The organism is Candidatus Chromulinivoraceae bacterium (assembly GCA_035478595.1).
Classification (GTDB): domain Bacteria; phylum Patescibacteriota; class Saccharimonadia; order Saccharimonadales; family Saccharimonadaceae; genus CAMLKC01.
Map to the genome: position 1 here is coordinate 1 of DATIJL010000001.1, position 23,535 is coordinate 23,535.

Annotated in this window: 24 protein-coding genes; 7 read left to right on the forward strand and 17 right to left on the reverse strand. The window is 47.7% G+C overall.

The features are described 5' to 3' along the window. Positions 1–142: 142 nt before the first annotated feature. From VLG36_00005 to VLG36_00015, 3 genes are all read right to left on the reverse strand, one after another. The gene (locus VLG36_00005) at positions 143–535 is read right to left on the reverse strand and encodes a hypothetical protein (GenBank protein HSW77166.1); all 393 of its coding nucleotides are present in this window, start codon (positions 533–535) and stop codon (positions 143–145) included. A 145-nt stretch (positions 536–680) separates the two neighbouring features. Next, positions 681–2,918, reverse strand: a complete 2,238-nt coding sequence (locus VLG36_00010) for a DNA translocase FtsK 4TM domain-containing protein (protein ID HSW77167.1) — start codon at positions 2,916–2,918, stop codon at positions 681–683. 97 nt (positions 2,919–3,015) lie between these two features. Next, positions 3,016–5,175, reverse strand: a complete 2,160-nt coding sequence (locus tag VLG36_00015) for a ribonuclease J (protein ID HSW77168.1) — start codon at positions 5,173–5,175, stop codon at positions 3,016–3,018. Positions 5,176–5,344: 169 nt separating this feature from the next. Between VLG36_00015 and VLG36_00020 the strand changes: the two genes are divergently transcribed. After that, positions 5,345–5,761, forward strand: coding sequence for a hypothetical protein (locus VLG36_00020; GenBank protein ID HSW77169.1), 417 nt, complete (start codon positions 5,345–5,347; stop codon positions 5,759–5,761). Positions 5,762–5,829: 68 nt separating this feature from the next. On the opposite strand, the gene VLG36_00025 is transcribed toward VLG36_00020, so the two are convergent. Further along, positions 5,830–6,414, reverse strand: a complete 585-nt coding sequence (locus VLG36_00025) for a uracil-DNA glycosylase (protein HSW77170.1) — start codon at positions 6,412–6,414, stop codon at positions 5,830–5,832. A gap of 93 nt (positions 6,415–6,507) precedes the next feature. Here VLG36_00025 and VLG36_00030 point away from each other — a divergent pair, with 93 nt between their 5' ends. Next, positions 6,508–6,915, forward strand: a complete 408-nt coding sequence (locus VLG36_00030; protein HSW77171.1) for an NUDIX domain-containing protein — start codon at positions 6,508–6,510, stop codon at positions 6,913–6,915. Positions 6,916–6,982: 67 nt separating this feature from the next. On the opposite strand, the gene VLG36_00035 is transcribed toward VLG36_00030, so the two are convergent. After that, on the reverse strand, positions 6,983–8,830 hold the full coding sequence (locus VLG36_00035) for a ribonuclease J (protein ID HSW77172.1): 1,848 nt from the start codon (positions 8,828–8,830) through the stop codon (positions 6,983–6,985). Positions 8,831–9,068: 238 nt separating this feature from the next. Continuing rightward, a complete protein-coding gene (pnp, locus tag VLG36_00040; GenBank protein ID HSW77173.1) occupies positions 9,069–11,186 on the reverse strand; it encodes a polyribonucleotide nucleotidyltransferase in 2,118 nt (705 codons plus the stop codon). Between the two features lie 192 nt (positions 11,187–11,378). Here pnp and VLG36_00045 point away from each other — a divergent pair, with 192 nt between their 5' ends. Further along, the gene (locus tag VLG36_00045) at positions 11,379–11,639 is read left to right on the forward strand and encodes a WhiB family transcriptional regulator (GenBank protein ID HSW77174.1); all 261 of its coding nucleotides are present in this window, start codon (positions 11,379–11,381) and stop codon (positions 11,637–11,639) included. Between the two features lie 42 nt (positions 11,640–11,681). Here the strand turns inward: VLG36_00045 and VLG36_00050 are convergent, their stop codons facing one another. Both VLG36_00050 and VLG36_00055 read right to left on the reverse strand, forming a co-directional pair. Then, entirely contained in the window at positions 11,682–12,161 is a 480-nt protein-coding gene (locus VLG36_00050) for an FBP domain-containing protein (GenBank protein HSW77175.1), read from the reverse strand. Further along, positions 12,158–12,619, reverse strand: coding sequence for a GreA/GreB family elongation factor (locus VLG36_00055; protein ID HSW77176.1), 462 nt, complete (start codon positions 12,617–12,619; stop codon positions 12,158–12,160). The genes VLG36_00050 and VLG36_00055 overlap by 4 nt, the downstream gene beginning before the upstream one ends. Positions 12,620–12,856: 237 nt before the next feature. On the opposite strand from VLG36_00055, the gene VLG36_00060 reads away from it, so the two are divergent. Beyond that, positions 12,857–13,312, forward strand: a complete 456-nt coding sequence (locus tag VLG36_00060; protein ID HSW77177.1) for an NUDIX domain-containing protein — start codon at positions 12,857–12,859, stop codon at positions 13,310–13,312. 24 nt (positions 13,313–13,336) lie between these two features. On the opposite strand, the gene rpsO is transcribed toward VLG36_00060, so the two are convergent. The 3 genes from rpsO to truB are packed head-to-tail and all read right to left on the reverse strand — an operon-like array spanning position 13,337 to position 15,025. After that, positions 13,337–13,603: a 30S ribosomal protein S15 gene (gene rpsO, locus VLG36_00065; GenBank protein HSW77178.1), complete on the reverse strand. Its 267-nt coding sequence runs from the start codon at positions 13,601–13,603 to the stop codon at positions 13,337–13,339. A 42-nt stretch (positions 13,604–13,645) separates the two neighbouring features. Continuing rightward, positions 13,646–14,353: a hypothetical protein gene (locus VLG36_00070; protein HSW77179.1), complete on the reverse strand. Its 708-nt coding sequence runs from the start codon at positions 14,351–14,353 to the stop codon at positions 13,646–13,648. 9 nt (positions 14,354–14,362) lie between these two features. Then, positions 14,363–15,025, reverse strand: a complete 663-nt coding sequence (truB, locus tag VLG36_00075) for a tRNA pseudouridine(55) synthase TruB (GenBank protein ID HSW77180.1) — start codon at positions 15,023–15,025, stop codon at positions 14,363–14,365. Between the two features lie 70 nt (positions 15,026–15,095). On the opposite strand from truB, the gene VLG36_00080 reads away from it, so the two are divergent. Next, positions 15,096–15,782, forward strand: coding sequence for a PIG-L family deacetylase (locus VLG36_00080; protein HSW77181.1), 687 nt, complete (start codon positions 15,096–15,098; stop codon positions 15,780–15,782). Here the strand turns inward: VLG36_00080 and VLG36_00085 are convergent. Next, positions 15,779–17,692 carry a hypothetical protein gene (locus tag VLG36_00085; GenBank protein ID HSW77182.1) on the reverse strand — a complete coding sequence of 638 codons (1,914 nt, stop codon included), beginning with the start codon at positions 17,690–17,692 and terminating at the stop codon, positions 15,779–15,781. The genes VLG36_00080 and VLG36_00085 overlap by 4 nt on opposite strands. A gap of 169 nt (positions 17,693–17,861) precedes the next feature. After that, positions 17,862–19,370: a transposase gene (locus tag VLG36_00090; protein ID HSW77183.1), complete on the reverse strand. Its 1,509-nt coding sequence runs from the start codon at positions 19,368–19,370 to the stop codon at positions 17,862–17,864. Between the two features lie 179 nt (positions 19,371–19,549). Here VLG36_00090 and VLG36_00095 point away from each other — a divergent pair, with 179 nt between their 5' ends. Further along, complete coding sequence (locus tag VLG36_00095) at positions 19,550–19,813, forward strand: hypothetical protein (protein ID HSW77184.1); 264 nt, start codon at positions 19,550–19,552, stop codon at positions 19,811–19,813. A 144-nt stretch (positions 19,814–19,957) separates the two neighbouring features. After that, positions 19,958–20,356, forward strand: a complete 399-nt coding sequence (rpsT, locus tag VLG36_00100; protein HSW77185.1) for a 30S ribosomal protein S20 — start codon at positions 19,958–19,960, stop codon at positions 20,354–20,356. A 48-nt stretch (positions 20,357–20,404) separates the two neighbouring features. Here the strand turns inward: rpsT and holA are convergent, their stop codons facing one another. Genes holA through VLG36_00120 form a run of 4 tightly spaced genes read right to left on the reverse strand, consistent with a single transcriptional unit; the run spans position 20,405 to position 23,386 of the window. Then, positions 20,405–21,313: a DNA polymerase III subunit delta gene (gene holA, locus VLG36_00105; GenBank protein ID HSW77186.1), complete on the reverse strand. Its 909-nt coding sequence runs from the start codon at positions 21,311–21,313 to the stop codon at positions 20,405–20,407. A gap of 6 nt (positions 21,314–21,319) precedes the next feature. Then, positions 21,320–22,189 carry a bifunctional DNA-formamidopyrimidine glycosylase/DNA-(apurinic or apyrimidinic site) lyase gene (gene mutM / locus VLG36_00110; protein ID HSW77187.1) on the reverse strand — a complete coding sequence of 290 codons (870 nt, stop codon included), beginning with the start codon at positions 22,187–22,189 and terminating at the stop codon, positions 21,320–21,322. Next, positions 22,182–22,757, reverse strand: coding sequence for an HAD family phosphatase (locus VLG36_00115; GenBank protein ID HSW77188.1), 576 nt, complete (start codon positions 22,755–22,757; stop codon positions 22,182–22,184). Before VLG36_00115 ends, mutM begins: the two co-directional genes overlap by 8 nt. A gap of 8 nt (positions 22,758–22,765) precedes the next feature. Further along, on the reverse strand, positions 22,766–23,386 hold the full coding sequence (locus tag VLG36_00120; protein HSW77189.1) for a hypothetical protein: 621 nt from the start codon (positions 23,384–23,386) through the stop codon (positions 22,766–22,768). Between the last annotated feature and the right edge of the window lie 149 nt (positions 23,387–23,535).

Below are 23,535 nucleotides of genomic sequence, written 5' to 3' on the forward strand. Positions count from 1 at the left end.
ACTGGCGCAGGAGCGTTCCGCTCCGGCGCCAGCGAGAAACACTCACCACGTATCTCGACTACTACAACCAAAGGCGTGTACACTTAGGATTGCAGTTACGAACACCTGCGGAGATGTTGCAAAGGTCTTGAGTTCTCTACGGTCACCTGGCACGCCTTTGGAGTAATCTCTCAATAAGATCTGCTCGTTCCACCGTGCCAGATTTACACTCATTTTCATCAAGCAAGCTCCAAACTTGGTAGATTAGACCTTTCTTCATGAGGGAGGTCGAAGAATCGTAGACCAGCTTTTCGTTTATTTCAAGCGACTGATCGGCGGTAATGTCGATGATTGTTGGCTCACTAAAATTATCCTGGTAATGCTGTAGCCAGACGTGTAGTGGAATAAGCGGTGTCAGCTTGTTTGCATCGTACACGGCACCAATTGCTATCTTGAAGTAGCCGTCAACTGCCTGGCGATTGAAAGCTCGATAAAGTACGATCGACGTTGCCGAACACTGGCCAGTAGAAAGCGGCTTGCCGGCGATTGGTCGCAACTTTGGCGAAGCCGTTTCCTCGCACCATACCTGCTCGCACGCCTCTCGATGTTGACTTAAAATTCTTTATTTTCTTGTTTTCCATATGCTAAAAATCCTTTCATATTTAGATGAAGGTACGTGTTATTCAATTTCTTAAGTATGTCTAGCTATCAGCGCCAGCAAGATCATCGAGACTGTTAATCAGCACTTCGCGCGGGCGGGCGCCGTCAGCCGGGCCGATAATTCCCTGTTCTTCCATTTCTTCAATAATCCGTGCGGCACGTGCATAGCCTACGCGCAGACGACGCTGCAGGAGACTCGTACTAGCCTTGCCGCTCTCTACTACGACTCGGACAGCGTCCTTGTACATATCGTCATCACCATGGCCATCAAAGTCCATAACTACGCCACCCTTGCCATTAAGCTGAACGGGTTGGCTAATAATTTCATCGTTGTATTGTGGTGCGGATTGCATACGAAGATGATCAGTGATTTTCATGACTTCTTCGTCCATCACCCAGGCACCTTGAATACGTTTTGGTTTACTCATACTTGGCGTAAGAAGCAGCATGTCGCCCTGACCTAGGAGTTTTTCGGCGCCAATCTGGTCGAGGATAGTACGACTGTCGATCTGACTAGCTACAGTAAACGCAATACGAGCTGGAATGTTGGCTTTAATAAGACCAGTAATAACGTCCACGCTTGGGCGCTGTGTCGCGAGTACGAGGTGAATACCTACGGCACGTGCTTTTTGTGCCAAACGTACAATCAACGCTTCAACGTCGCGCGCTGCAACCATCATAAGGTCAGCAAGTTCGTCGATAACAATCACAATGTATGGCATCGCACCATCATCAACTCGCTGTTCATTACCATCCGTGTCTTCGACAGATATCTTTTTACTACCGGACTGAATTTTTTGATTATAGCTCTTAATGTCACGAAATTTTTCTTCGGCTAATAATTTGTAACGACGTTCCATCTCATTAACTGCCCATTTAAGCGCGCTGATGGTTTTTTCAGGCTCTGTGATAACTGGGGTTAAAAGATGTGGAATATCTTCATATGGCGCCATTTCAACTTGCTTAGGGTCAACCAAAATTACCTTCATCTCGCTCGGACTGTTGCGATAAAGGAGGCTCGTTAACAAGGTGTTAATCATGACTGACTTACCACTACCCGTCTGACCAGCGATAAGCAAGTGAGGCATTTTATTTAGTTCACCCACAACAGCCTCGCCCGAAATATCCTTGCCGATAGCAAATGCCAACGGCTCATGATTTGACTTCCACTGCTTAGCCGTTAGTACGCCATAAAGACGAACATCGGCAGCTTTACGGTTTGGTACTTCAATACCAACAGCGCGCTGTCCTGGAATAGGTGCTTCGATACGCAGTGTCTGGGCTGCGAGATTGAGTGCAATATTAGTCTCAAGAGCGGTAATGCGAGTCAACTTGACACCACTTGGTGGTTTTAAGGTGTACTGCGTTACCTTAGGACCAATATTTGCGCCCTCCATCTCGACTTCAATGTTAAATTCGGCTAGCGTGTCGCGGATAGTCTGGGCGTTCTGCTGTACATCACCAGCATCAGCTGGTGATTGTTTTTTCTCAAGCAAATCAACACTTGGCGCTTGCCAATTGGGGTCACTGACAGCAACCAGCGCAGCTTGATCTTCAGCGGCTTTATCTTGCTTAATACTGCCACGAAGGCTTGAGAGGTGTGCACCCTTCTTACCCATAAGCGCGGCCTCTTCTTGGTCCAGCGTCGGCACACCAGCATTTAACTTAAGTTCGCCAATTGCCTGATGTTTGGGTGAAGTCTCCGATGCCTTACGCATAACCTGCACATTGGCCTCTTGCTCACTGAGTTCGCGACGAGAAACCTCCCAAAGTTTCTTAATAACAGCGAACGGGGATACGCGTACAACAAATAATGTAGTGATGAGTATAAGAAGTACATAGATAAATACAGCAACGCCAGTATTTACCATAGCTAACATGCCACTGTTGACTGCAATACCAACAAAACCGCCTGTCGTTTGGCCAGCACTGTTTTTCATAAGACCAAACAAGCCCGCAAACCACACAATAAGCAGTGTGGTCGCGAGCTTCATGACGAATGGCAAGCGATTATTTTCTGCCCTAAATACTTCGACGGCAATATAGACAAAGAGAAGAGGGATAACGTACATAGCATAGCCGATACTATTGAGTGTCGCCCGGTGCAGCCACTCTAGTACTGGGCCGCCCGTGCCAAACCATGCCAGCACGAACAGGATGGACACAGCAAGTAACATGACTGCGCCTACTTGTGCCCAAAAACCCGACGGCAGACTATGCTGTGGTGTTTGGACTTTTGCTTTTCCCCTACTGTGCGATGATTTTTTTCGTTTGGCCATAACTATTTTTTATTATATCCCGATATAAGCGTTTTCGCTTACGGTTTATAAGCAATATTATAGCAAAAATTACAATATTTTGCAAATAGCTTATGTTTTAGTATGCGCGTGTGTCTTCGCGAGTGCGAGGCTCAACCACTTCGGTATCAGGTACCTGACGTGGTGGAAACTTTTGCGGCGGCAAAGGCGGCATGACATTATCGTTTTTTGGACGATCATTGCGATCATTATGATCACCGCGATCGTTTACTCTGTTACGTCCTTGCGGTGAATTACCACCACCACCGATCTCGTTTACAACAGGAATAACGATTGGCGTACGGCGCGTCTGGTCATACAAGATGTGGGTAATCTCGTCCTTGAGTTCTTTTTTAATAACATCAAGATCGATCTTTTTACCGCCAAAGCTACGGGCAACCTTTTGCTTAAGGTACTGACGGATAGTTCCCATCAATTCTTCGCTATCACGGAGGTAAATAAACCCACGCGAAATGATATCTGGACTAGTCAGCAGACGACCAGTACCGCGCTGTACCGTTAATACCACCACAAACATACCTTCGTTGCTCATGTGGATACGATCTTTAAGAACCACCTCTGATACAATAGCGCCGTTATCGTCGTACATAATACCACCAACCGGGACACGGCCAGCTTTTTTAGCACCTTCAGGTGTAATTTCAACGATATCACCAGCGTCACAAACAAAGATATTCTCTCGTGGGATACCGGCTTCTTTTTCAGCAATCTCGGCGTTATGAACCAACATGTGGAATTCACCATGATTTGGCAGATAGTAGGTTGGATTAAGCGCGCGAATGAGCTTAACATGGTCGTCGTAGTAACCGTGACCAGAAAGGTGCAGTGGACCAATGCCGGTAAGATGTGTTTTGCCGTTTTGAATGACTTCACTTCCCTCTCGCATCAGACCGTCGACCGTACGAACAACATATTTCTCGTTGCCCGGAATCGGGTTAGAGCTAAATACAATAACATCGGTGTTTTTAATCTTGATGAATTTGTGGCTACCACTCGCCATGCGGTTAAGCACAGCATTAAATTCGCCCTGACTACCCGTACAGACAATCGTCACTTTACCATCAGGCAACTTAACGAGGTCTTCCATCTTAACCACGACGTCCTTAGGAATCTTGATTGTTCCGGTACGAAGAGCTACCTCAAGGTTTTGGATCATACTGTAACCAGCAAATGCGACTTTTCGATCGTGTTTTTTTGCTTCATCCAAAATAAGTTGGATACGGTGTAGCTGACTACTAAAACAGCTAATGATAAGACGGCCATTCGGGTATTTTTCCATTACCTGGCCCATACTGTGCTGAATGTCAAGCTCTCCATGAGTATGAGAGCCTTCACTTTCACAGTTTGTGCTTTCGTTCATGAACATAAGAATGCCTTCTTTGGTGGCAATTTCGGTCATGCGGTCGAGGTCGAATTTGCGTCCATCAACAGGCTGCTCTTCCATACGCCAGTCACCCGAGCTGATGATAACACCGAGAGGTGTCCGGATAACAACAGCTGCTGCATCTGGAATAGAGTGATTAACGCGAACCATCTCAACTGAAAAGCTGTCACAAAGCTGTACGCGTTCGTGAGCTTCAGGATCAAGTACATGGTAATCTGGCGCAAAGCCACTCGTAGCTTCTTCCATTGTGCGCTGTAACATACCAACCGTAAATTTAGTAGCATACACAGGTGCAGGAATCTTATCGATAAGATGGCGGAACGAGCCGATGTGGTCAAGGTGTCCGTGTGTAAAAACGTGTCCTCGGATACGGTGCTTGTTTTCTTCAAGATAAGTTATATCAGGCGTAATGTAGTTAATGCCGGGATAGTCGGCACCTGGGAACAAAAAGCCCATGTCAATGATAATAATGTCGTTATCGTATTCGATAGCCGTCATGTTTTTACCAATACCCATTTCACCAACGCCACCGATAGGAATAACCTTAAGGGTTGGACGTGGTGCTTTTGAGCGTTTTGGCTGGTCAGCCAAACTAAACTGGCGACCATTGTATCCGTTATAAACGGATTTGTTCACCGGAACGTTTACCATGTGCTGTGAGGCACGAAGGTTAACGTTTTCAGAGGTACGGCGCTGCGCACGAAACACCTCGCCTTTGCGAGTTGTCGTGTTATTTAACACCGTATTATTAGATTTTTGTCGTTGTTGTTGCCCTTGCTGAGGGCGTTTGGATGCGTCGTCACTTGGGGCGTTCGCGAGTCTTCGTTGACCCATAGTTTATATATGTTACCTTTCAAAGTATTTATTAGTTACAAACAAGTCCTATAAGTTGCAGCTATTCAGTAAGAAACAGATGAAGCTGCGGTCTAGTAAGTAAGAGTATAGCAAAAGATCTGTCTTTTGGCAATAGATAAAATTGACATAAGCGTTAATATGTGTTAATATGAGTACAGTTCGCCCCACCCGAGATGAGGAGACGCACATGTCCATCACCCCCGACAAGTCCAGCACTAAGAAGGAAGAGCGCACTCCGTTCTTCTCCGAGACCGAAAAGAGGATCTACGGCTGGTATGGCTTCACGGCCATCATGGTCATCTGCATGATCGGCGGCGTTTTCGCTGCCGCACTGACGTTCACCATGACCAGTTCGTCCGTCCCCACCACCGGTGGCCTTACCCTGCTCTGGCGGATCCCGCTGGGCACCGTCTGGATCGTCTGGACTCTCGCCATCTGGTACAAGACCGCCAAGTTCTGGGACCCGGCCGATGTCGAGTGGGTGGACACACTCCTGAAGAACGTCCGACACTACATCAAGCTGCCGTTCCAGTCCTTCAGGAAGCCGCGTCTTCGCCGCAAGTGAGGCGATCGCCAGGCCGTTCAGGAATCGAGGTTCAACCTCTTCCTGCGACGCGCCTGGCTTTTCGCTTTTTAGGCCCCTTTTTTAAGCTTTTCAATCACTTTGGGTACACGCAAAAAATCATCAATGAGTGTTTGGCGCATACCACCATTATAAAGAGCCGCAGCAGGGTGATAGAGGGGCACAATAACTACCTTCTTGTCACCAAACGTTATTCGTTTTGCCTCGCCATGAACTTGACTAATTTTAGCTTCGGGTAAAAAATATTCCATACTGTGACGACCCAATGTCACAACCACCTTCGGTGAAATGACATCGAGTTGACGCACTAAATACGGCCAGAAGGCCTTTTTTTCTTCGGGGAGTGGGTCACGGTTGTTCGGTGGACGGTATTTGACGATATTAGTAATGTATACGTCGTTTCGCACCAGTCCAGCTTGTGCCAGCATTTCGTTTAAAAACTTACCAGCCGCACCGACAAACGGTATTCCCTGCTCGTCCTCGTTTTTACCGGGGGCTTCGCCTATAAAAACAATCTCAGCGTCCAGATTGCCGTCGCCAATAACCAGCTGCTTAGCGGTCGAGGCAAGGTCAGGACAGACAGCATTCTGCAAAATATCATCACGTATCTGGTCGAGCGCTCGTTGTTTATCCATTTCATCTTCCATTTTACACGCTCATTCGGCCGAATAGCAAAAACCAAACCAGTGTCGCTAGTACGCATTCTCATAGCACGCTATAGTAATGCCATGGAAGATATTTATAAAGCGAGTGGCATTATTATCATAGACCGCAAGGTTTTAGTCGAGCGCTCACAAGGAAAAGATTTTTTTATTCATCTTGGTGGAAAAATCGAACCAGGCGAGACCCCCAAGCAAGCGCTCATTCGAGAATTAAAAGAAGAAATACAAATTAACGTTATTGAAGATGATCTGGAGCTTTTTGACCAAAACTCGGCACCAGCCGCCAATAACCCAGAGGTCGATGTACACATGGACGTCTACCTGGTAAAAAAATGGACAGGAGAAATATCCGCCGACAGCGAAGTCGAAGAACTCCGCTGGATTACATCAGACGTACCGAAGGATATAAAGATTGGTTCGATTATGGAGCACGAAACAATCCCCAAGCTAAAAGCAGCAGATCTAATTGACTAGCCAGCCCCGGAAATAAAAATAACCCCCGCAGTTTTAGCGGGGGTTATTTTTTATTTACTTGACCAATCTAACACATGTCGGCGGCGGGTCTTGCAATGATGTTGTCTCGATGTAAACCGGCTACATTTACTACTGGTATTACGATCGGTGTTTGGCCAGTCTGCTCGAATAAATACGCAGCCGTCATGTCCTTTAGGGCGTCTTTTAGCTGGTCAATACCTGCCCGTGACATACGTTTTGCTACAGGCAACCTACAAACCTTTTGTCGGAGACCATCCATAATCTTGGCGTTATCACGTATCGACAGATGACCGCGCGTAATAATGTCCGGGCTACTCGCCTGTCGTCCCGTCGTTCTGTCTAGCGTCACAATAACCACCACAAAACCGTCTTCTCGAAGAAGCAGCCGGTCTTTGGTGACAATCTCGGGCACGACACTTCCCGTCTGGTCTACCAGGAGCGCACCAGCCGTCACCCGGCCAGCCTTTCTTGGCACCTTTGTCTGGTCAAACTCGGTCACGTCGCCGTTATCAACCATAATAATAGTACGCTTGGGCAGACCTTGCAGTAGACCTACGTCTTTATGATATTTGCGGTTGAGCGCCCCGCCATAAATTGGCATGAGATAGTTCGGGCGTGTCAGTTGAATCATTTCGGCATGTTCATCTCGATTACCGTGTCCAGATACATGAAGCGGTCCGCAACCATCTATCTCGTGCGTTGGATGACGGAATAGCTTTGCACCAAGCGTTGTTACACTATCGCCAATCCGCTGGTAGCTTTGTTCGTTACCCGGAATTGGCGTGCTGCTAATGACGACGTTGTCACCCTTTTTCAGCTTGATATATTGGTGCTCGCCAATTGCCATCCGGCTTAGCGCCGCGCCTGGTTCGCCCTGGCCGCCAGTACAGATAATCACCAACTGGTCGTCAGGTATCTGCCCGGCTTCGCGCATACTAACTAACGTGTTCTTTGGTATTTTTAAATTGCCTAACCGCACTGCGAGCTCGGCAACCGTTGTCATACTGCGACCATCAAATGCCACTTTACGGCCAAAATGTGCCGCCGCCATTACAATCATCTGGATACGGTTCATGTTCGACGAAAATGTCGCGGCGATAATTCGCCCATGCACTTGGTCCATTAATTCGTAAAAGCTGTCCTGCAATGTTCGTTCGGTTGGCGTCCGTCCTGGCTTGGTTGTATTAGTGCTCTCGCTCATCAAGAGCAGCACGCCTTCGTCCCCCAGCTGCTTGAGCCTGATAATATCACTTGGCATAGCGTCAAGCGGCTCGGGATCAAGCCGAAAATCACCAGTGTTGATGACTCGGCCAACTGGCGTATCAACCACGATAGCCGAGCATTCCGGAATCGCGTGGGTGACACGGACAAGCTCAATTTTCAACTCTCCAAGGCTGACTCGTTCGTGTTTGTCCATATCGAGTGCCCTACAATTAGGCTGGAAATCGACGCCGTCTTCGTTAGCCTTTTCAAACTGGGTTTGTACCATGCCAATCGTAAACCGGCTGCCGAATATCGGAGCTGGGAACTTTGGCACGATATGGGTGAGGCCGCCAATGTGGTCTAGGTGGCCGTGACTAATAACATATCCGCGGATTTTGTGGCGAATAGATTCTAGGTATTCTGTTACCGGAATGGCATAGTTAATGCCAGGCAAATCAATCCCTAGTTCAAACCCGCAGTCCAGAATCAGTGCATCGTTTCCGTACTCTAGTACGATCATATTCTTTTCACCAATTCCCTGCTGGCCGCCCAGCGGGATAATCCGTAGTCCGCCTGGGGTTGCCGACGCGTTAACGGTTTTGGTTGTCCGGTAAGGCCTCACAAGGCGCTCCGCTTTGTCACTTTTACGGCGCGATGCATGCGTGACATCGTATTTATTTGTTTCTTTCATATAGTTTTTTCTCCGCGGTTTTTGCGGTACCAAAACAAGCATTTTGGCGTTTAATAATAAAGATTAGCGCAAGTGTTCTTGGCCAAATGTGACAAGATTTACCATAAATCTGGTCTGATTTGTTCAAGAAGGGGGGAGCCCGTAACGAGCGTCTTAGTTACTTCATTATAGCACAACAATGAAAAATAGCAATGATTAGGTGAAAGGCAGAGCTTGCCCTTCACCTACATTACATCTGTTATTGAGCGTCTTTAAGACTCAAACTGAGACGGCCACGTTCGTCGATACCGGTCAGTTTTACCTTAACCATTTGACCTTCGTGCAGGACATCGGTCACCTGCTCAACACGCTCGTTTGAAAGCTGCGAAATATGAACCATACCATCGATACCGGGCATAATGTTTATGAATGCTCCAAAGTCCTTGATACTAACTACTTTACCGTCGTAGATTTTGCCGACTTCTGGCTCTTCGGTCAGGCTCTTAATCCAGGCAAGAGCTTTTTCGATCTTGGTTGTGTCTGCAGCAGCAACGGTTATGAGACCGTCGTCCTTGATATCAATTTGGGCACCGGTTTCGGCGGTAATTTTATTAATCACCTCACCACCCTTACCAATAACAGCTCCGATCTTATCTGGGTTAATTTTGATTTTCTCAATACGTGGAGCAAACGGACTAATGGCAGTACGCGGAGTAGCTAACGTAGAGATCATGTGTTCAAGAATGAACGCACGGCCAGGCTTAGCTTTTTCGAGCGCCTGACGAAGGATATCTACTGGCAGGCTGTGGAGTTTCATATCCATCTGCAAGGCTGTGATGCCGTTGGCTGTTCCGGTTACCTTAAAGTCCATATCACCGGCAAAATCTTCGGCGTCAGCAATATCACTGAGCACGTACGGCGTGTCGCCGTCCATCATCAGGCCCATAGCGATACCACTCACCGGTCGTTTAAGAGGTACGCCAGCATCCATAAGTGCAAGACAGCTGCTACATGTTGCAGCCATAGAGGTAGAGCCATTCTGGCTCATGATTTCGGTCACGCTACGAATAGCGTATGGAAATTCCTCTTCGCTTGGAAGCACTGGAATAAGTGCACGTTCTGCAAGATAGCCGTGACCGATTTCACGGCGACCAGGACTACCAAGACGACGAACTTCGCCTACTGTGTAGCCGGGCGCGTTGTAATGGTGCATATAGCGACGCTCGTAGTCATTCTGCTCCATCGTATCAACCATTTGTGCATAGCTAAGTGGTGCTAAGGTAACGATGTTCATGCCTTGAGTGACACCGCGGGTAAAGAGCGATGAGCCATGTGTACGAGGCAAGATACCCACTTCGCTTGAAAGTGTGCGAATTTCGTCGAGTTTACGACCATCAGGACGCGTACCATTCGCTACAATGCCCTTGCGGACATCTTTATGAAGAGCCATTGTAAAGGCTTCGTCGTATTCACCGCGAAGTGCCTGGTATTCGTCTTCACCAACTTTTTTGACCATGTCGTCATGGAACTGAGTGCGAAGCACTGAAATCATTTCGTTGCGTTCTGGGTATGGACGCTGGAGATCTTCACCAATCTTGCCTTCCATCCACTCGTCAACAACAGTCTGGATGGCGTCGTTTGGAAGCACGAGCTCATAGGTAAGTGGTTCAACTCCGACTTTTTCGATCAACTGACGCTGCAACGCGATTGCCGGCTGAAGTTTTTCGTGCGCCCAAGCGATTGCGTCTGTAACAACATCCTCACCTACTTCATTTGCGCCAGCCTCAACCATCGTAACGCCTTTTTCGATACCAGCAACCACAAGGTCAAGATCGCTTGCTTCGCGCTCATCACTCGTGGCAAATGCCTTGAACTCGCCATTTACGCGAGCAACACGCAGGCCAGCTACAGGACCATCAAATGGCGCACCCGTAAGCATAAGAGCTGTGGAAGCGGCGATCATCGCAATAGAATCAGGGCGGAATGCCGGATCCATAGAGAGAACACTTGCAACCACTTGGACTTCTTGGCGATACCCTTTTGGAAACAATGGACGAATCGGACGGTCAATTAAACGGCCAATAAGAATGGCTTCGTCGCTTGGACGGCCCTCACGCTTGATGAAACGGCTGCCACTGATTTTTCCGGCTGCATAAAATTTTTCTTCATAGTCCACGCTCAGTGGGAAGTAGTCCATGCCGCTAATGGGATTCTTGCCCACCATAGCCGTACCAAGTACAACAGTATCGCCATACTTTACTAGGACACTAGCAGATGTACGAAAACCGACACGGTTGACCTCTAGTGTAAGTGGCTGACCGCAGAGATCAGTGGTAACAGAGATAATCTCTTTACCGTTAGGGTTGATAGTAGACATGAATGTCCTCCTTTTTTAACTCGCCTATTAAAAGATAACGGCGAATAAGTAACGGGTGTGGCATTTCTTTGTTCAAAAAATATCGCATCCACCACTTACGTAACCGCTGCAGCGAGCTACCTCTATTATAGACTATCTGACCGAATGAATACAGGTATAATAAAATGGTACACACCTAAGGAGGAGATGACCGTGGACTGGCGCAAGCGCGCCGTCTGTCGGGATGAGGACCCTGAGCTTTTCTTTCCAATCGGCAAGAAAGGGCCCGCCGCCAAACAGACGGAAGAAGCCAAAGCAATTTGCCGTCGGTGTCCCGTCAGCGACCAATGTCTCGAGTGGGCACTCACAAGCGGCGAAGATACGGGTGTCTGGGGAGGACTGAGCGAAGACGAACGACGAGCATTGAAAAGCCGAAGAGCTAAGGCAAAGCGTCGCCAGAAGCCCCGTTCCTAACGTACAACGGTCTGAGCCCCACCGCAAAGGGACTCGTTTTTTCTAAGCCAATGTCTCGATAATATTTGTCAGACGTTTGCGTAGTCGATTAATACGCTCCTGCGGATCAATTTGTTCTCGAATTTGCGCACGTGAAAGCACGGCTGCACTCGTTTTGCCTCGAACATGCAAACTACATCGCAAATCTTCGCAACATAAAAATGATACTGAACGGATTGGTGAGGTCTGAAACGTAATAACTGCCGAGTGAGTCCCTCGCTGCCATGTGGCACAGATATCACAGATGATCGCCTCAACCCTCCCCCGACTACCCGGCGTTCGCTTGCTTAGGCCATATGGTACGACGATGTCTAAAAACGGTATGATCAATACTCCTTCGTTACCCTGTTTATTGGCAACGCCCAAGAAATCACGATCTTCCCATTCGGTGATTTCCTCGGGGATGAACCGAAGTTCACGCTTTAATCGTGGTTTTAGCGGCCTTACAAGCTGGGTAAATTGTTCACGAGTGATCACATTCATAGATACAGTATAGCCCTTATACAGCTCGCATCGCGACCAAGGATAACTTTGTCACCTACTTTTTTCCCTCTTAGTATAATTGCAAGCGGCGCTTGGGCACTCATTACTACCGCACCCTCCCGAGACTGACCAGCACGAAGCGTCCAGTCGCCGGCAATAAAGTACGTCTTGCCGTTTTCCAGCTTGACCGTTGAGCCAATCCCTACCATTTCTTTTTTAATTGGTGGAATACTAGGCAAACTGTCGCGTATAACCTGGCGAAGCTTCTGTAGCTCAGCATCTAGCAGTGACTGTCGGTCACGAAGTGCATCAAACGGCGCATTATCATGCCAGGTTTCAGAGGACTGGTTAAATACCTCGTAGAACTCTGGTCCCAAACTGAGAATTTCCGCTTCAAGTTCGGCAATTCGCTGACGAGCAGCTTTTTTATCTTCATCAAGTATGATGAGCTCTTTCATAAGAAAGCTCCTTAAAAATTAATTTACAAGAATCGTCAGCGGTTCGGCTCGTCCGAACATGCACGAATAGAGGATCCCTGCTGGATCATAGTAATTATCAAGTATAGCAAATATACAGGCCACCACCAACCCATGCTATAATCGTAACAATACGATCCTATGGGATCCACTATGCGTCTACGTTCGGACGAGCCGAACCTCTAACGGTCAAATTTACTTTAATCAAGGAGAGCTTGTATGCAAGAACGACGAATTGCCGTACGAGGCATTATATACAAAGATGGAAAACTACTCAGCCAACGCTTAAAAGCGTATCGACGTAATGATCGCGACTTTTGGTGTACTCCAGGTGGTGGTCTAGATATTGGTGAATCGATTGAGGATGGCCTACGCCGTGAAATGATTGAAGAAACTGGTATTGACCCTAAAATTGGTCGCTTGCTTTTTGTTCAACAATTTTCTGAGGATGGCAAAAAGGAACAGATGGAATTCTTTTTTCTGATTGAAAATCCGGAAGATTACGAAACGATTGACCTTACGACAACCACGCACGGCGAACTGGAAATCGAACATGTCGAGTTTATCGACCCGAAATCAGAGGTTATACTCCCTGCTTTCCTTCAAGAAATCGATCTCCAAAAATACATCGAGAACGTCCAGCCAGTTACCGTTTATAACGAAATAACGAACTAAATCCGTAAACTAAAAACTCCGCAATTATTTGCGGAGTCCTAGTTTGGCGACAGTTGCCTTGTAGCTTTCAAAGTCTTTCGACTCGAGGTATTTCAGCAACCTTTTGCGGCGACCTACCATCTGGATAAGACCGCGGCGAGCCATGTGGTCATGCTTGTTAGCCTTGAGGTGCTCGGTGATTTCCTTGATACGAGATGTCAAAACTGACGCTTGAGCCTGTGGGGATCCAACGTCTTCTTTGTGTGTCTGTGTCAGGGCGAGTGCCTTGGCTTTATCTTCTGCTGTTATCATCAAGAATGTATTGTACCAGAGTAACCCTGGTTTTTCAACAGGTTAGTTCCAGGTTATTGTAAAGGAGTACGTTTTTATCTCGTCCGGACGTAGCAATTCGCCTTCTCCTGGCTTTTCTTCTAGAAATGCAAAACCATTCTGTGATGGTTCTATACAGAGGTAATCTCCCAATTGATCAGTCCACTTCACCCATACAGGCAAGCCGGTCGATTGAAGTGTGACCGTTCGCTTCTCTAACTGCAATGCATGTATATCGCCGGTAAAAAACCGTGCCTCGTTCAGCTCATTGAGAGCCTGCTTTTCATCGTCGAGTACAGCTGAACTACCAAGTAGTGCAAAATACGGATGAAATGCCGGTGCTACTCGTAGATCAGATCCGCCATTATTAGTAAGTTCCAAGGTCATCATAAGTCTCTTGGCACCCAATTGATAAGTCAGTACCGAGTTTAAATGCCGATAGCCATCTGGACCATTAGCTAATGTCAATAAAATCGAGCTATCGGTCTTATCCGTGACTTCCCAAACTGATTCACGCCCGAATCCATGCTGCGCCTGACCAGTCACGCCACCCGGTCCAAAGTTAGGAAGGCATACATGAGAGCCACCTCGTTTTTTAGCTATACCCTCTTCGGTTTTTAAAGTTCTCTTAGGGAATAGGATGTCACCCTTATCATCAGACAAATTGGTGAGACACCCCCCTTCTGGATCGACGATTGCCTTTGTTGCGTCATTCCAAATTTCTATCTCCATAGCACCCTCCTAGTTTTCGATACCAAAGTCTCGTAGTTGCTTGGCGTCTGTTACATTCCATATGCCGATAGAAAGCCGACGCAGCTCTCTACAGTATGCGCCAGTTCCTAGTTTTTCGCCAATATCCACGCCGAGACTGCGAATGTATGTTCCACTACTTACGTGAGTTCGAACCTTAAGATAAGGATACTCATAATTAATACATTCCAAGCTATATACAGTTATGGTGCGCAAAGGGATTTCAACCTCTTTTCCATCGCGAGCCAGCTTATATGCACGCTGACCATTAACTTTAATCGCACTAAAAATAGGTGGTCGCTGCTGTATTTCGCCAGTAAACTCCGTCAGGACAACGTCGATTTCGTCTCTGCTTGGCTTACGTGAGGAAATATTAGTTAGCTCCCCTTCCGTATCGCCAGTCGTACTTGTTTTTCCTAACTCAAATGTCGCCTCGTATACCTTATCTTGCTTAGTATAGTGGGATGCATTACGACACTCTTTACCAACAACCAGTATCATGAGACCCGTTGCAAAAGGATCAAGTGTGCCCGTATGACCTACCTTCACCTTTTTGTCGGCATGTTCACTTAAAACACGTCGGAGTCGAGCTACGACACCAAAGCTCGTCATTCCTGCAGGTTTGTCTATACATATAATTCCATCGTCTATCACGCATACCAGTATACCGAACCATTGTCGTTTTATATCTTAAATCATCACCCTACTCCGGTATACTAATGTTATGAAGAAGATTATTTTTGGCATTTTTGCCCATCCCGATGATGAAGCGTTCGGCCCAAGCGGCACGCTCCTTTTAGAAACAAAAGCTGGTGCCGATCTACACCTTATCACCCTCACAAGTGGTGATGCTGGCGTAAATCTCGACGGTCACAGTGACCTTGGTTCGGTTCGACTCGAGGAGTGGCGCAAAGCAGGTGCACTTATGGGCGCGTCGACAATGGAATATTTCGGCTACAAAGATGGCAAACTCGATAATCAAAGCATGATAGAAATCGCCGATCGTCTTATCGACTATATCGGAAAGATGTTAAAAACCGCTCCCGAAGACACGGAGGTCGAATTTATGACGCTCGATCTCAACGGCCTTACTGGCCATATCGATCATATTGTGGCAGCCCGCGCAGCCTGCCTTACGTTTTACACACTCAAAAAGTCTGACAACCGCCTGACAAGGATTCGATTTAGTTGCATTCCCGATAGTATCTCTCCTACTGACAACACCGACTGGATCTATATGGAAGCCGGTCATCCCCTAGAAGAAATTGACGAAACCGTCGATGCCAGGCATCTTCGTGACGAAATTCTCGAAATTGTACATGCTCACCACACACAACGTGACGATGGTGAAACATACATCAAAAACCGAGGCGCAGACCTCGGTTTGAATTACTTTTTAGCTAAATCCTAACCCTGGCCAGGAATCTTAAACTGGGCCGGGTCGTTAGATTGTGGAGGTGTGACGGGTACTGGATTAGCTGTTGCTCCAAAAACATCCTCTAATTTGTCCGGAGGTAGCGCACCCGAAGGCGCTGATGCATCAGGCATTGTAGGCATAGGAGGTAGTGTTGAAAAGTCTGGCATAGGAGGCATTGGTGGCAGTGACATTGGGGGAGGAACCGGTTGAGGGTTTGGAGCCGGTGCAGACTCTGACATGACTGGCGCACCCGAGGGTGTATACGGTACAGCCCCAAATGCTGCATCAACAGCAGCACGCGCTTCTTCGTGAGGCGAGCGATTGGCGCGATCGATATCTGCCAACGTTTCTTTTGGCTTTGGCGCCTCTATCACTGGGGTCGGAATAGGTGGCAATGCCGTACTTGCAGCATTAACCGATGAGGGCGCATCCTCACGGAACGGATCTACCATTGGCGATTCTATCTCCGGTTGTGAAGCGGCATTCAGTGGTGACTGAAAGGTTGGGGTACTATTACCAACGTAGCTATTACCACCGTGGGTCAAAATAGTATGATTACGTTCATCCTCAAGATCACGACGTTTATCTTCTTCAGCCTGTTCGGCTGTCGCATTAAGCGTCCCACCTAGACTTGGAGCCTGCTCGCTCGCTTGCCAAGGCGCAGCAACAGGAGTCACTGATTTAGGTGATTGTTCAGCAGCTTCATCAACCTCCGCACCAGCGGCAGCGAGATCTTTTTGCAAGTCAGCGACTGATGGCGTAGTACCAGCGGCAGCGGCCGGAGCTACAGAAGCGAGCTGTTGAGCAAGGTTTTCTTCAGCCTTTGCTGCAGCTGCTTCCTGTTGAGCTGCGGGAACTTCTTTAGCCTGCTTCGCCAGTTCATCCTGTGCTGCTTGAGCGGCAGCGGCCTGTTTTTCTTCCTCTGTTTGCTCAGCAACTTCATCAAGACTACCCTCTTTTTCGTGAGAGATAACAAGTGAACCATCATCAGCCTTCTTTTTAGCGGTCGCTAGCTTTTCTACGGCTGGCTTTTTGGTAAGCTTAGTCGACTCACCCTCTGCTAGATCTGTCGTACCGTCCGAGTTTGCACTGGTCGAAGCTGTACTGTTACTACCCGCGTTTGGCGTACTATCGTTGCCGATTTCGTGTGCTTCTTCCAGTTTTGAGGCAATCAGCTGCTGATTGGCGCCGGCTGACATAAGTTGCGCGGCAATCGTCATCACGCGTGATGACGTCCGATTATTGCTGAAGCGATCAGTTGCGGCTACGATACCCGTTAAGAACGCCGTGGCGATCTGGTCATCCAATGTGCCCTTATCGCTCTTGAGTGATTCGACAAGGCTCACAAGCATCTCACTCAGGCTACTAGCGTTTGACTCCCGCCAATTAATGCTGCCGAGAGCGCTCTCGTTTTCTCCTGCACAAATAGACACGACTGTTGCATCGTGCAAGATCCGTCCATGAGCAGAAAGCGCACCGTCAAGATCATCTTTATCTCTCACACCCAATGCAAGAACAAGCTCAACGTTATAGTCACCTTGACTGAATTCAAGGTCGTCACCAGTGATGGTCGTGCGATACGGCGTAATAAATATCTTCACGACATCACCATCCACCTTATAGCGAAGATGGTCGGCCTTTTCTTTGTCTAGTGCAATAATAAAGTCACGCAAACTATCGACAGTGTTCTCGAAAGTTTTTTGTGGATCCAAGAATGTAATAGCTGGAGGCACTTGTCCACTAAAGACAGCCGTAGCGTGCTTATTCATTTTATTAAGCAACAAAGTAAGTCCTAGTGCAGCACTCAGCTCGTCAACTGACGGGTTGGTGCTTACAGTCACCAGGATATTGCTGCTGTTCTTTACCTTATCGGCGATTTGCTGCTTAATGTTGCCATCGTTCATGAAGGAGAGTTCCTAAACGTTTTTTATTTTTATGAGACTTTGATGGAACTATACCATAAGTAGTTTAAGTGAGTCAATATACTATTGGTTATAGGCATCCCCTGTCCGCATCCTTCTCTGGAGACTATTCTTAAATAGGTGTCATTGAATCATAACGGAGTGTAACTGCTCACTGCCCCAACTGCGCCAACGCCTTGAAATAGCCTTGGGGTGCTGTGCGCCACGTAGTGGTGCACAGCGAAAGGACGGTGGCTAGTGCTTGCGCTCCTCGCTCAGACTTAGAGCCAAAGCTCCGCTTTCGCTTTAGTACCAGCTGTCGTAAATCCCGTTCAGTTCGGTTGTTGTCACACGGTGTATCTTTTAGGAGACAGACGAATAGTCTGTCTTTCCCAGCTCTTTTGAGCTGGGCTTTCAGCCTCGTGAGTTTCTGTGGTTCACCAGCTCCCTCCGGTGCTGGTTGGTTGGCCAGTCGCTGTACTCGCTGCCAGAGTGTTTCGGCTTGCTGTTCTCGTACGACTTCGTCGTACGGTTCGTTGAGATACGTTCGTAGGTCTTGGTAGATACCAGCGAAGCTGGCATACCACAGCTCAACATACGGAAGCTGTTCTTCCGGAAGATGGGCATTGTAGCGGAGATCACGAATAGTCCTGTAGAGATGTGCCCAGCAGAGCTGCTGAGTCCCGGGGAGTGACTCGCTGCGGTACGCAGCGTAGTCGTCCGTAATACGGACGCCAGCAAAGGGCTGGTCGCTGTCCTCTCCGAATAGTGTGTGAGCATACGTCGCTCCGCGACTTTGCTCCAGGGCAAAGTAGACCTTTGCGCTCGTCCCGTCACAGAGATTCCATGCATAGCCATGACCCTGCTGGTCTTGGATTGGCCAGGGTGTTTCGTCGGCATGCACCACTGGTGCGGCTCGGATGTCGCTCTTCAGCTGAGTGTACGCCGGTAGCCAGGTTTGGTGTTGTTTCTGGAGGATATGAGCAATCTCACCGTCGGTGACGGTGAGATTGTAGAGCGAAAGGAGCAGGCCGGTTGTTTGAGCGTAGCTCAACCCAACCACCGAAATGAGATGACAGACCAGAAGACGAGTATTGGAGCCAAGCGTCACCGCCTGACCGCTGAGATCTTTATTCCCTCCGGTTGCGGCTCTGCCGCAGGCGAGGCATTCGCCTCGCTCAATGAGATACTTTGTCACTAACTGTGGTTGGTAGTCACGGGTCAGCTCGGGGAGCGGGATATCCTCTTCGTAGCGTTCGTGGATGGTCGTCTTGTTTGGATTGAAATGACCACCACAAGCGCAGGTGGCAGGAAGTGGCAGTGCCACTTCCTGCGTTACAGCGCTTGCTGGCGGCAATGGCCGCCGGTAGGAATCCTTGCTGCGAGGCTGCTTCGGTAGCGCAAAGAGAGTGGGAGTTACAGCGGGCGTTCCGCCCGCTGGTGGCCGTTTCTTCTTGCCGAAGACCATGGTTTGGAGTTCGGCTATTTGGATAGCCTGAGCGTCAATCTTCTCGAGGGCTTGAGCAAGCAGCTGACGCAGCTCAACATTCTCCGCTCGGATTACTTTGTTCTCAGCTTTGAGCTCAGCGATCTGACGCCGGTCACGAACATGCAGCTTCCGCAGGTTGCGGAGCTCTACCATGCGCGAAGCGATAACGTCATCTGTGAGTTTTCGAGACATACGTGTGTTACAAGCTTTGTTTGTTTTTTAGTTCGTCCTAAACTAAAGTTTAGTCCGAACTGCCCTGAGGGGCAAGGGGGTGTGAGCAGTTACAACGGAGTTCGTTGCAGATTAAATATCTTTGTGTTATTGTATGCATGTTCCATGCAACTCGCCTTTTTCTCAGGAGGTCCAGACCAATGAGAGATTTCGATCTCTACTACCACCCCGCCGGCGCCGGTACGACGAGCGAGCCCGTCGTGATCACCTTCACGTTCCGGGTGCTCTCCCCGTCACTCGACGAGCTGCGCGAACAGCTTCCCGATACCGTTCTCCTTACGGAGACCGGACCGAAGAGCTTCCGGCTCACTGGCGTCACTCCCGAGATGACGCGCGTCGAGGCTCTTGCAGTCTTCGACAAGCTCGTCCGGGACAACGGATGGAAAGGCAAGCACTTCGCCTAAGTAGGAACCCCGTCGTCAGGCACTGCGTGCAGCACATGCACGCAGTGCCTGACGCGGGATAATCACCACTTTACATTTCGCACCTTTTACTCTATAATCACACCTTGATTGTATCTATAACTTATAAGAGGTAAAGAGGAAATTATGCCAATCATCAAATCAGCCATTAAACGAATGAAGCAGACTATTGTTCGCCGCGACCGCAACGTCGGTATTAAGCACGATATCAAGACTGCAACTAAAGCTTTCATGGCAAACCCAACAAGCGAGGGTCTTTCAAAGGCTCACAGCGAGCTTGACACTGCAGTTAAAAAGAAGCTCCTTAAAAAGAATACTGTTGCCCGTCGCAAGAGCCAACTTTCTAAAGTTGCTAAGGACGCCGGTGTTAAGCTAGCTACTGCTAAAAAAGCAGCTGCTCCTAAAACCACTGCCGCTAAAACTCCTGCAGCTGCGAAGAAAGCAGCTCCTAAAGCCGCGACTGCGGCCGTTAAGAAACCTGTTGCAGCCAAGAAACCTGCTGCAAAAAAGCCAGCAGCTAAATAGTACTCTGCTCTTTCTATAAAAATACGCCGCGTAAAATGCGGCGTATTTTTATATACACGCAACTTTTATAAGTGCACGCTCAACTAAAAGCCACGGGTCAGTGGCAGAGGTTTTAGCCACCGTGTCTGCCTCAGCAAAGGCAGTGACTACTTTTTTAGCACCACTACGACCAAGTTTTTTTGCAGCCGGTGCAAGCTTGGAAAGCGCGTATGGGTGTACACCCATATCCTTGGCGACTTCGGCAGACGGTTTATCGCTTATTGCAAGAACTGCGAGTTGTACCGCTTGACCACTTAAAAGACCAAGCAGTCTGAAGGCATCTTCAGTGACCTCAAGTGTTGTCAGTATTTTTTTAATTTTGGGTGCGTCACCTTTTAAAGCAGATTCAAATAACATAAAGACGTTCTCTAACGGGTTTGCCTCGATAAGTTCCTCTATCACCTCGGGCGATACAATATCCACCACGGACAGTTTTTCAAGCGCCTGAGCAAGCAGCCATTGGTCAACACCGACCCGGTCTATAAGTTTATGCGCACTTTTTTTATCCAATGAATAGCCAAGCCGTGTCGCCTCGCTAATCACCCATTGTTCAGCTTTTACCGTGTCGCGTTCAGACCACAAAGTCGACTCTTTAATAATGGCTACTTTTTGCAACTCTTTGTATGTTTTTATTCGTTTATCCGGCTTTGCTTCTATCAAAACAACTTGCACGTCATCGCTAATACGTGGCAACCAATCTATAAAATTGCTCCAAATCGGCTTATTTTCAGAGAGATTTTTAATAATGACCAATCGTTTTGAAGCAAATAGTGTCGCTCCCATTAAGAGATCGGGCAACTGTTTAATCTCAAGCTCGCTACCATCGATACGTTCAGCCACTCCATCAAACGAACTAACGATCTCACGAACTGTACGATCATTCTCAAAGCTATTTTCACCTGTTACAAGAATTATCATCTATCTCTATTCTACCTGACAATGCGGACAAATGTGCGTTCCACGACCGGCTACCTTAAACTTGATGATCGTCGTGCCGCAACGAAGACACGGCTTGCCCTCGCGCCTGAACACACGCGCAAAGGTGAGATAGCTTCCTTTTTTGCCTTCAGCATTTACATAGTTTTTATCCGTACTTCCGCCCTTTTCAATGGCCGTGTTCATAACACTGCGAAGTTCAGTATATAGCCGAACAAATTCCTCCTGTGTTATGTCTCCGACAAGACGTTTTGGATGGATTTTGGCACCCCATAGACTCTCGTCTGCATAAATATTTCCCACTCCTGCAATGACCGTTTGATCTAATAACGCCGCTTTAATACTAGTCTTCGCTCGCCGTTTAAAGCGCTCGGCAAATTCAACCGCCGTAAATTCTTCCCCTAGCGGCTCGGGGCCAACCTTTTTCATAAAATCAATATTCGGCACCTCAGCAGTTGGCATAAGACGTACCCAACCAAACTTACGCTGGTCATTAAAGTAAAGATGAGACTCATCGTCAAACGTAAAAACAACCCTAGTGGAGCGGTCCGGAAGTGCTCCAACAAGACTTTCATTTGGGTGCCCAGCCCCAAAGCGTGCCGATTTTGCAACAAACACCATTTGACCAGTCATTTTAAGGTGAATAACTAAGGTGTAGGAAGTAGAAAGATCAATCAGCAGCACTTTTGCCCGCCGACGAATATCTGTTATTTTTGCACCAATCAAAAAGGCCTCAACGTCTGCCGCTGCATTTGGGAACCCTTTAGGCGTGTCGTGCGTCACCGCCTTAATAATACGACCGACAATCAAGTCTTGAAGCCCTCGACAAACCGTCTCTACCTCCGGAAGTTCAGGCATTATTTTGTTCCATGAGAGTCATCAGAGTATCACGACATTGTTCAACGTCTTTAAAAATAATTCCTTGCATACCTACCAGCTCAGCGCCTTGTACATTTACGGCGATGTCGTCGATCATAATACACTCTTCTGGCAATAAACCCAACTGCATTGCCACATACCGGTAAGCCTCGCTATTAGGTTTTGTCATACCAATCTCGCTCGAGAGAGCCACGATATCAAATAACTCCTTGAGTTCATCTGCTGTAAAGCTCCTCTCGATTGCGCCACGGCCGATATTGCTAAGCATCGCACACTTATACTGTGATTTTAATGACGCGACCAACTTAACCATATCGATACTTTTTATTTCCTGCGTATGAATAATTTCGCGGATTTCATCTGGTGTTTTATTCGTCAACTCACTCACCTGTTGAATGTATTCGTCCTGCGAGATATAGCCCCTGTCTGAGGCATGAGCAAGATCATCAAAAGCCTGACGGTTAGTCGCCGACGTTATGGACCGTAAATAAGAAAGACTGCCATGTACGAGAACGCCATAGCAGTCAAAGATAATTCCTCGTATCACATTGTCTATTATAGACTAAGCGTACTATTTGTGCCGAGGTTAAGTTTAGAAAGCAGTGTTTTTTGATCCGGAATTTGAGCTAAGAATAGACTACTAACCTGAGAAACACTGGCTTTAAACGAACCAGGCGATCCTTTACAGCTAGACGTCCACAGCTTTTTCACTGTGCTATCACCCTGCAAAACTTCAAACTCATACACAAGACCTGTTGCGCAAACACCGCGGGTGTCGTTCTTGTCACCGGTCAGTTCGTCACCAGTCATAAGATTTGCCTTATCGAGCGCATATACTAGCTGCTCATAGGCCTGCGTATTATTATCATAACTTTTAGCATCGATTTGTTGCTCTAAATAACCCTGGTAAGTTGTCAAGGCACGGCTAAATGGATTAATAACTACTTGATATGAATGAAAATTCTCGTTAGCAACAATCGGACCGCGTACGGTCATCCGAACGCTATGATCAACAGAGGTTGAAAGCAATGCGTCGCGACCAGGATTACTAGCGGCCGGCTGCGCATTACCGCTAAGTAGCATGCGTCCCACAGATACAAGTGCCGCGATAGCGATCGCAATGACGACAAGAACGAGGATAACGGGGACGATTCGATTTGAGTTGCCTCTATACATATTATTTACGTTATCACTTTTTGGTCTAAAAGTCAATCCAAGCATTTATCTTTGTCCGTTGTTTTGTGTTGATTTTTTAAGCGCAAGCTCTATTACTTTAATCCATCATATCATCAATATTGTTTTTGTCAATACAAAGAGTTGAAATT

Excerpts from the sequence above, each read along its gene's own strand:
- VLG36_00010 (HSW77167.1), bottom strand. The coding sequence starts at position 2,918 with ATGGCCAAACGAAAAAAATCATCGCACAGTAGGGGAAAAGCAAAAGTC.
- VLG36_00015 (HSW77168.1), bottom strand. The coding sequence starts at position 5,175 with ATGGGTCAACGAAGACTCGCGAACGCCCCAAGTGACGACGCATCCAAA.
- VLG36_00020 (HSW77169.1), top strand. The coding sequence starts at position 5,345 with ATGAGTACAGTTCGCCCCACCCGAGATGAGGAGACGCACATGTCCATC.
- VLG36_00025 (HSW77170.1), bottom strand. The coding sequence starts at position 6,414 with ATGGATAAACAACGAGCGCTCGACCAGATACGTGATGATATTTTGCAG.
- VLG36_00030 (HSW77171.1), top strand. The coding sequence starts at position 6,508 with ATGGAAGATATTTATAAAGCGAGTGGCATTATTATCATAGACCGCAAG.
- VLG36_00035 (HSW77172.1), bottom strand. The coding sequence starts at position 8,830 with ATGAAAGAAACAAATAAATACGATGTCACGCATGCATCGCGCCGTAAA.
- pnp (HSW77173.1), bottom strand. The coding sequence starts at position 11,186 with ATGTCTACTATCAACCCTAACGGTAAAGAGATTATCTCTGTTACCACT.
- VLG36_00050 (HSW77175.1), bottom strand. The coding sequence starts at position 12,161 with ATGAATGTGATCACTCGTGAACAATTTACCCAGCTTGTAAGGCCGCTA.
- VLG36_00055 (HSW77176.1), bottom strand. The coding sequence starts at position 12,619 with ATGAAAGAGCTCATCATACTTGATGAAGATAAAAAAGCTGCTCGTCAG.
- VLG36_00060 (HSW77177.1), top strand. The coding sequence starts at position 12,857 with ATGCAAGAACGACGAATTGCCGTACGAGGCATTATATACAAAGATGGA.
- rpsO (HSW77178.1), bottom strand. The coding sequence starts at position 13,603 with ATGATAACAGCAGAAGATAAAGCCAAGGCACTCGCCCTGACACAGACA.
- VLG36_00070 (HSW77179.1), bottom strand. The coding sequence starts at position 14,353 with ATGGAGATAGAAATTTGGAATGACGCAACAAAGGCAATCGTCGATCCA.
- VLG36_00080 (HSW77181.1), top strand. The coding sequence starts at position 15,096 with ATGAAGAAGATTATTTTTGGCATTTTTGCCCATCCCGATGATGAAGCG.
- VLG36_00085 (HSW77182.1), bottom strand. The coding sequence starts at position 17,692 with ATGAACGATGGCAACATTAAGCAGCAAATCGCCGATAAGGTAAAGAAC.
- VLG36_00090 (HSW77183.1), bottom strand. The coding sequence starts at position 19,370 with ATGTCTCGAAAACTCACAGATGACGTTATCGCTTCGCGCATGGTAGAG.
- VLG36_00095 (HSW77184.1), top strand. The coding sequence starts at position 19,550 with ATGAGAGATTTCGATCTCTACTACCACCCCGCCGGCGCCGGTACGACG.
- rpsT (HSW77185.1), top strand. The coding sequence starts at position 19,958 with ATGCCAATCATCAAATCAGCCATTAAACGAATGAAGCAGACTATTGTT.
- holA (HSW77186.1), bottom strand. The coding sequence starts at position 21,313 with ATGATAATTCTTGTAACAGGTGAAAATAGCTTTGAGAATGATCGTACA.
- mutM (HSW77187.1), bottom strand. The coding sequence starts at position 22,189 with ATGCCTGAACTTCCGGAGGTAGAGACGGTTTGTCGAGGGCTTCAAGAC.
- VLG36_00120 (HSW77189.1), bottom strand. The coding sequence starts at position 23,386 with ATGTATAGAGGCAACTCAAATCGAATCGTCCCCGTTATCCTCGTTCTT.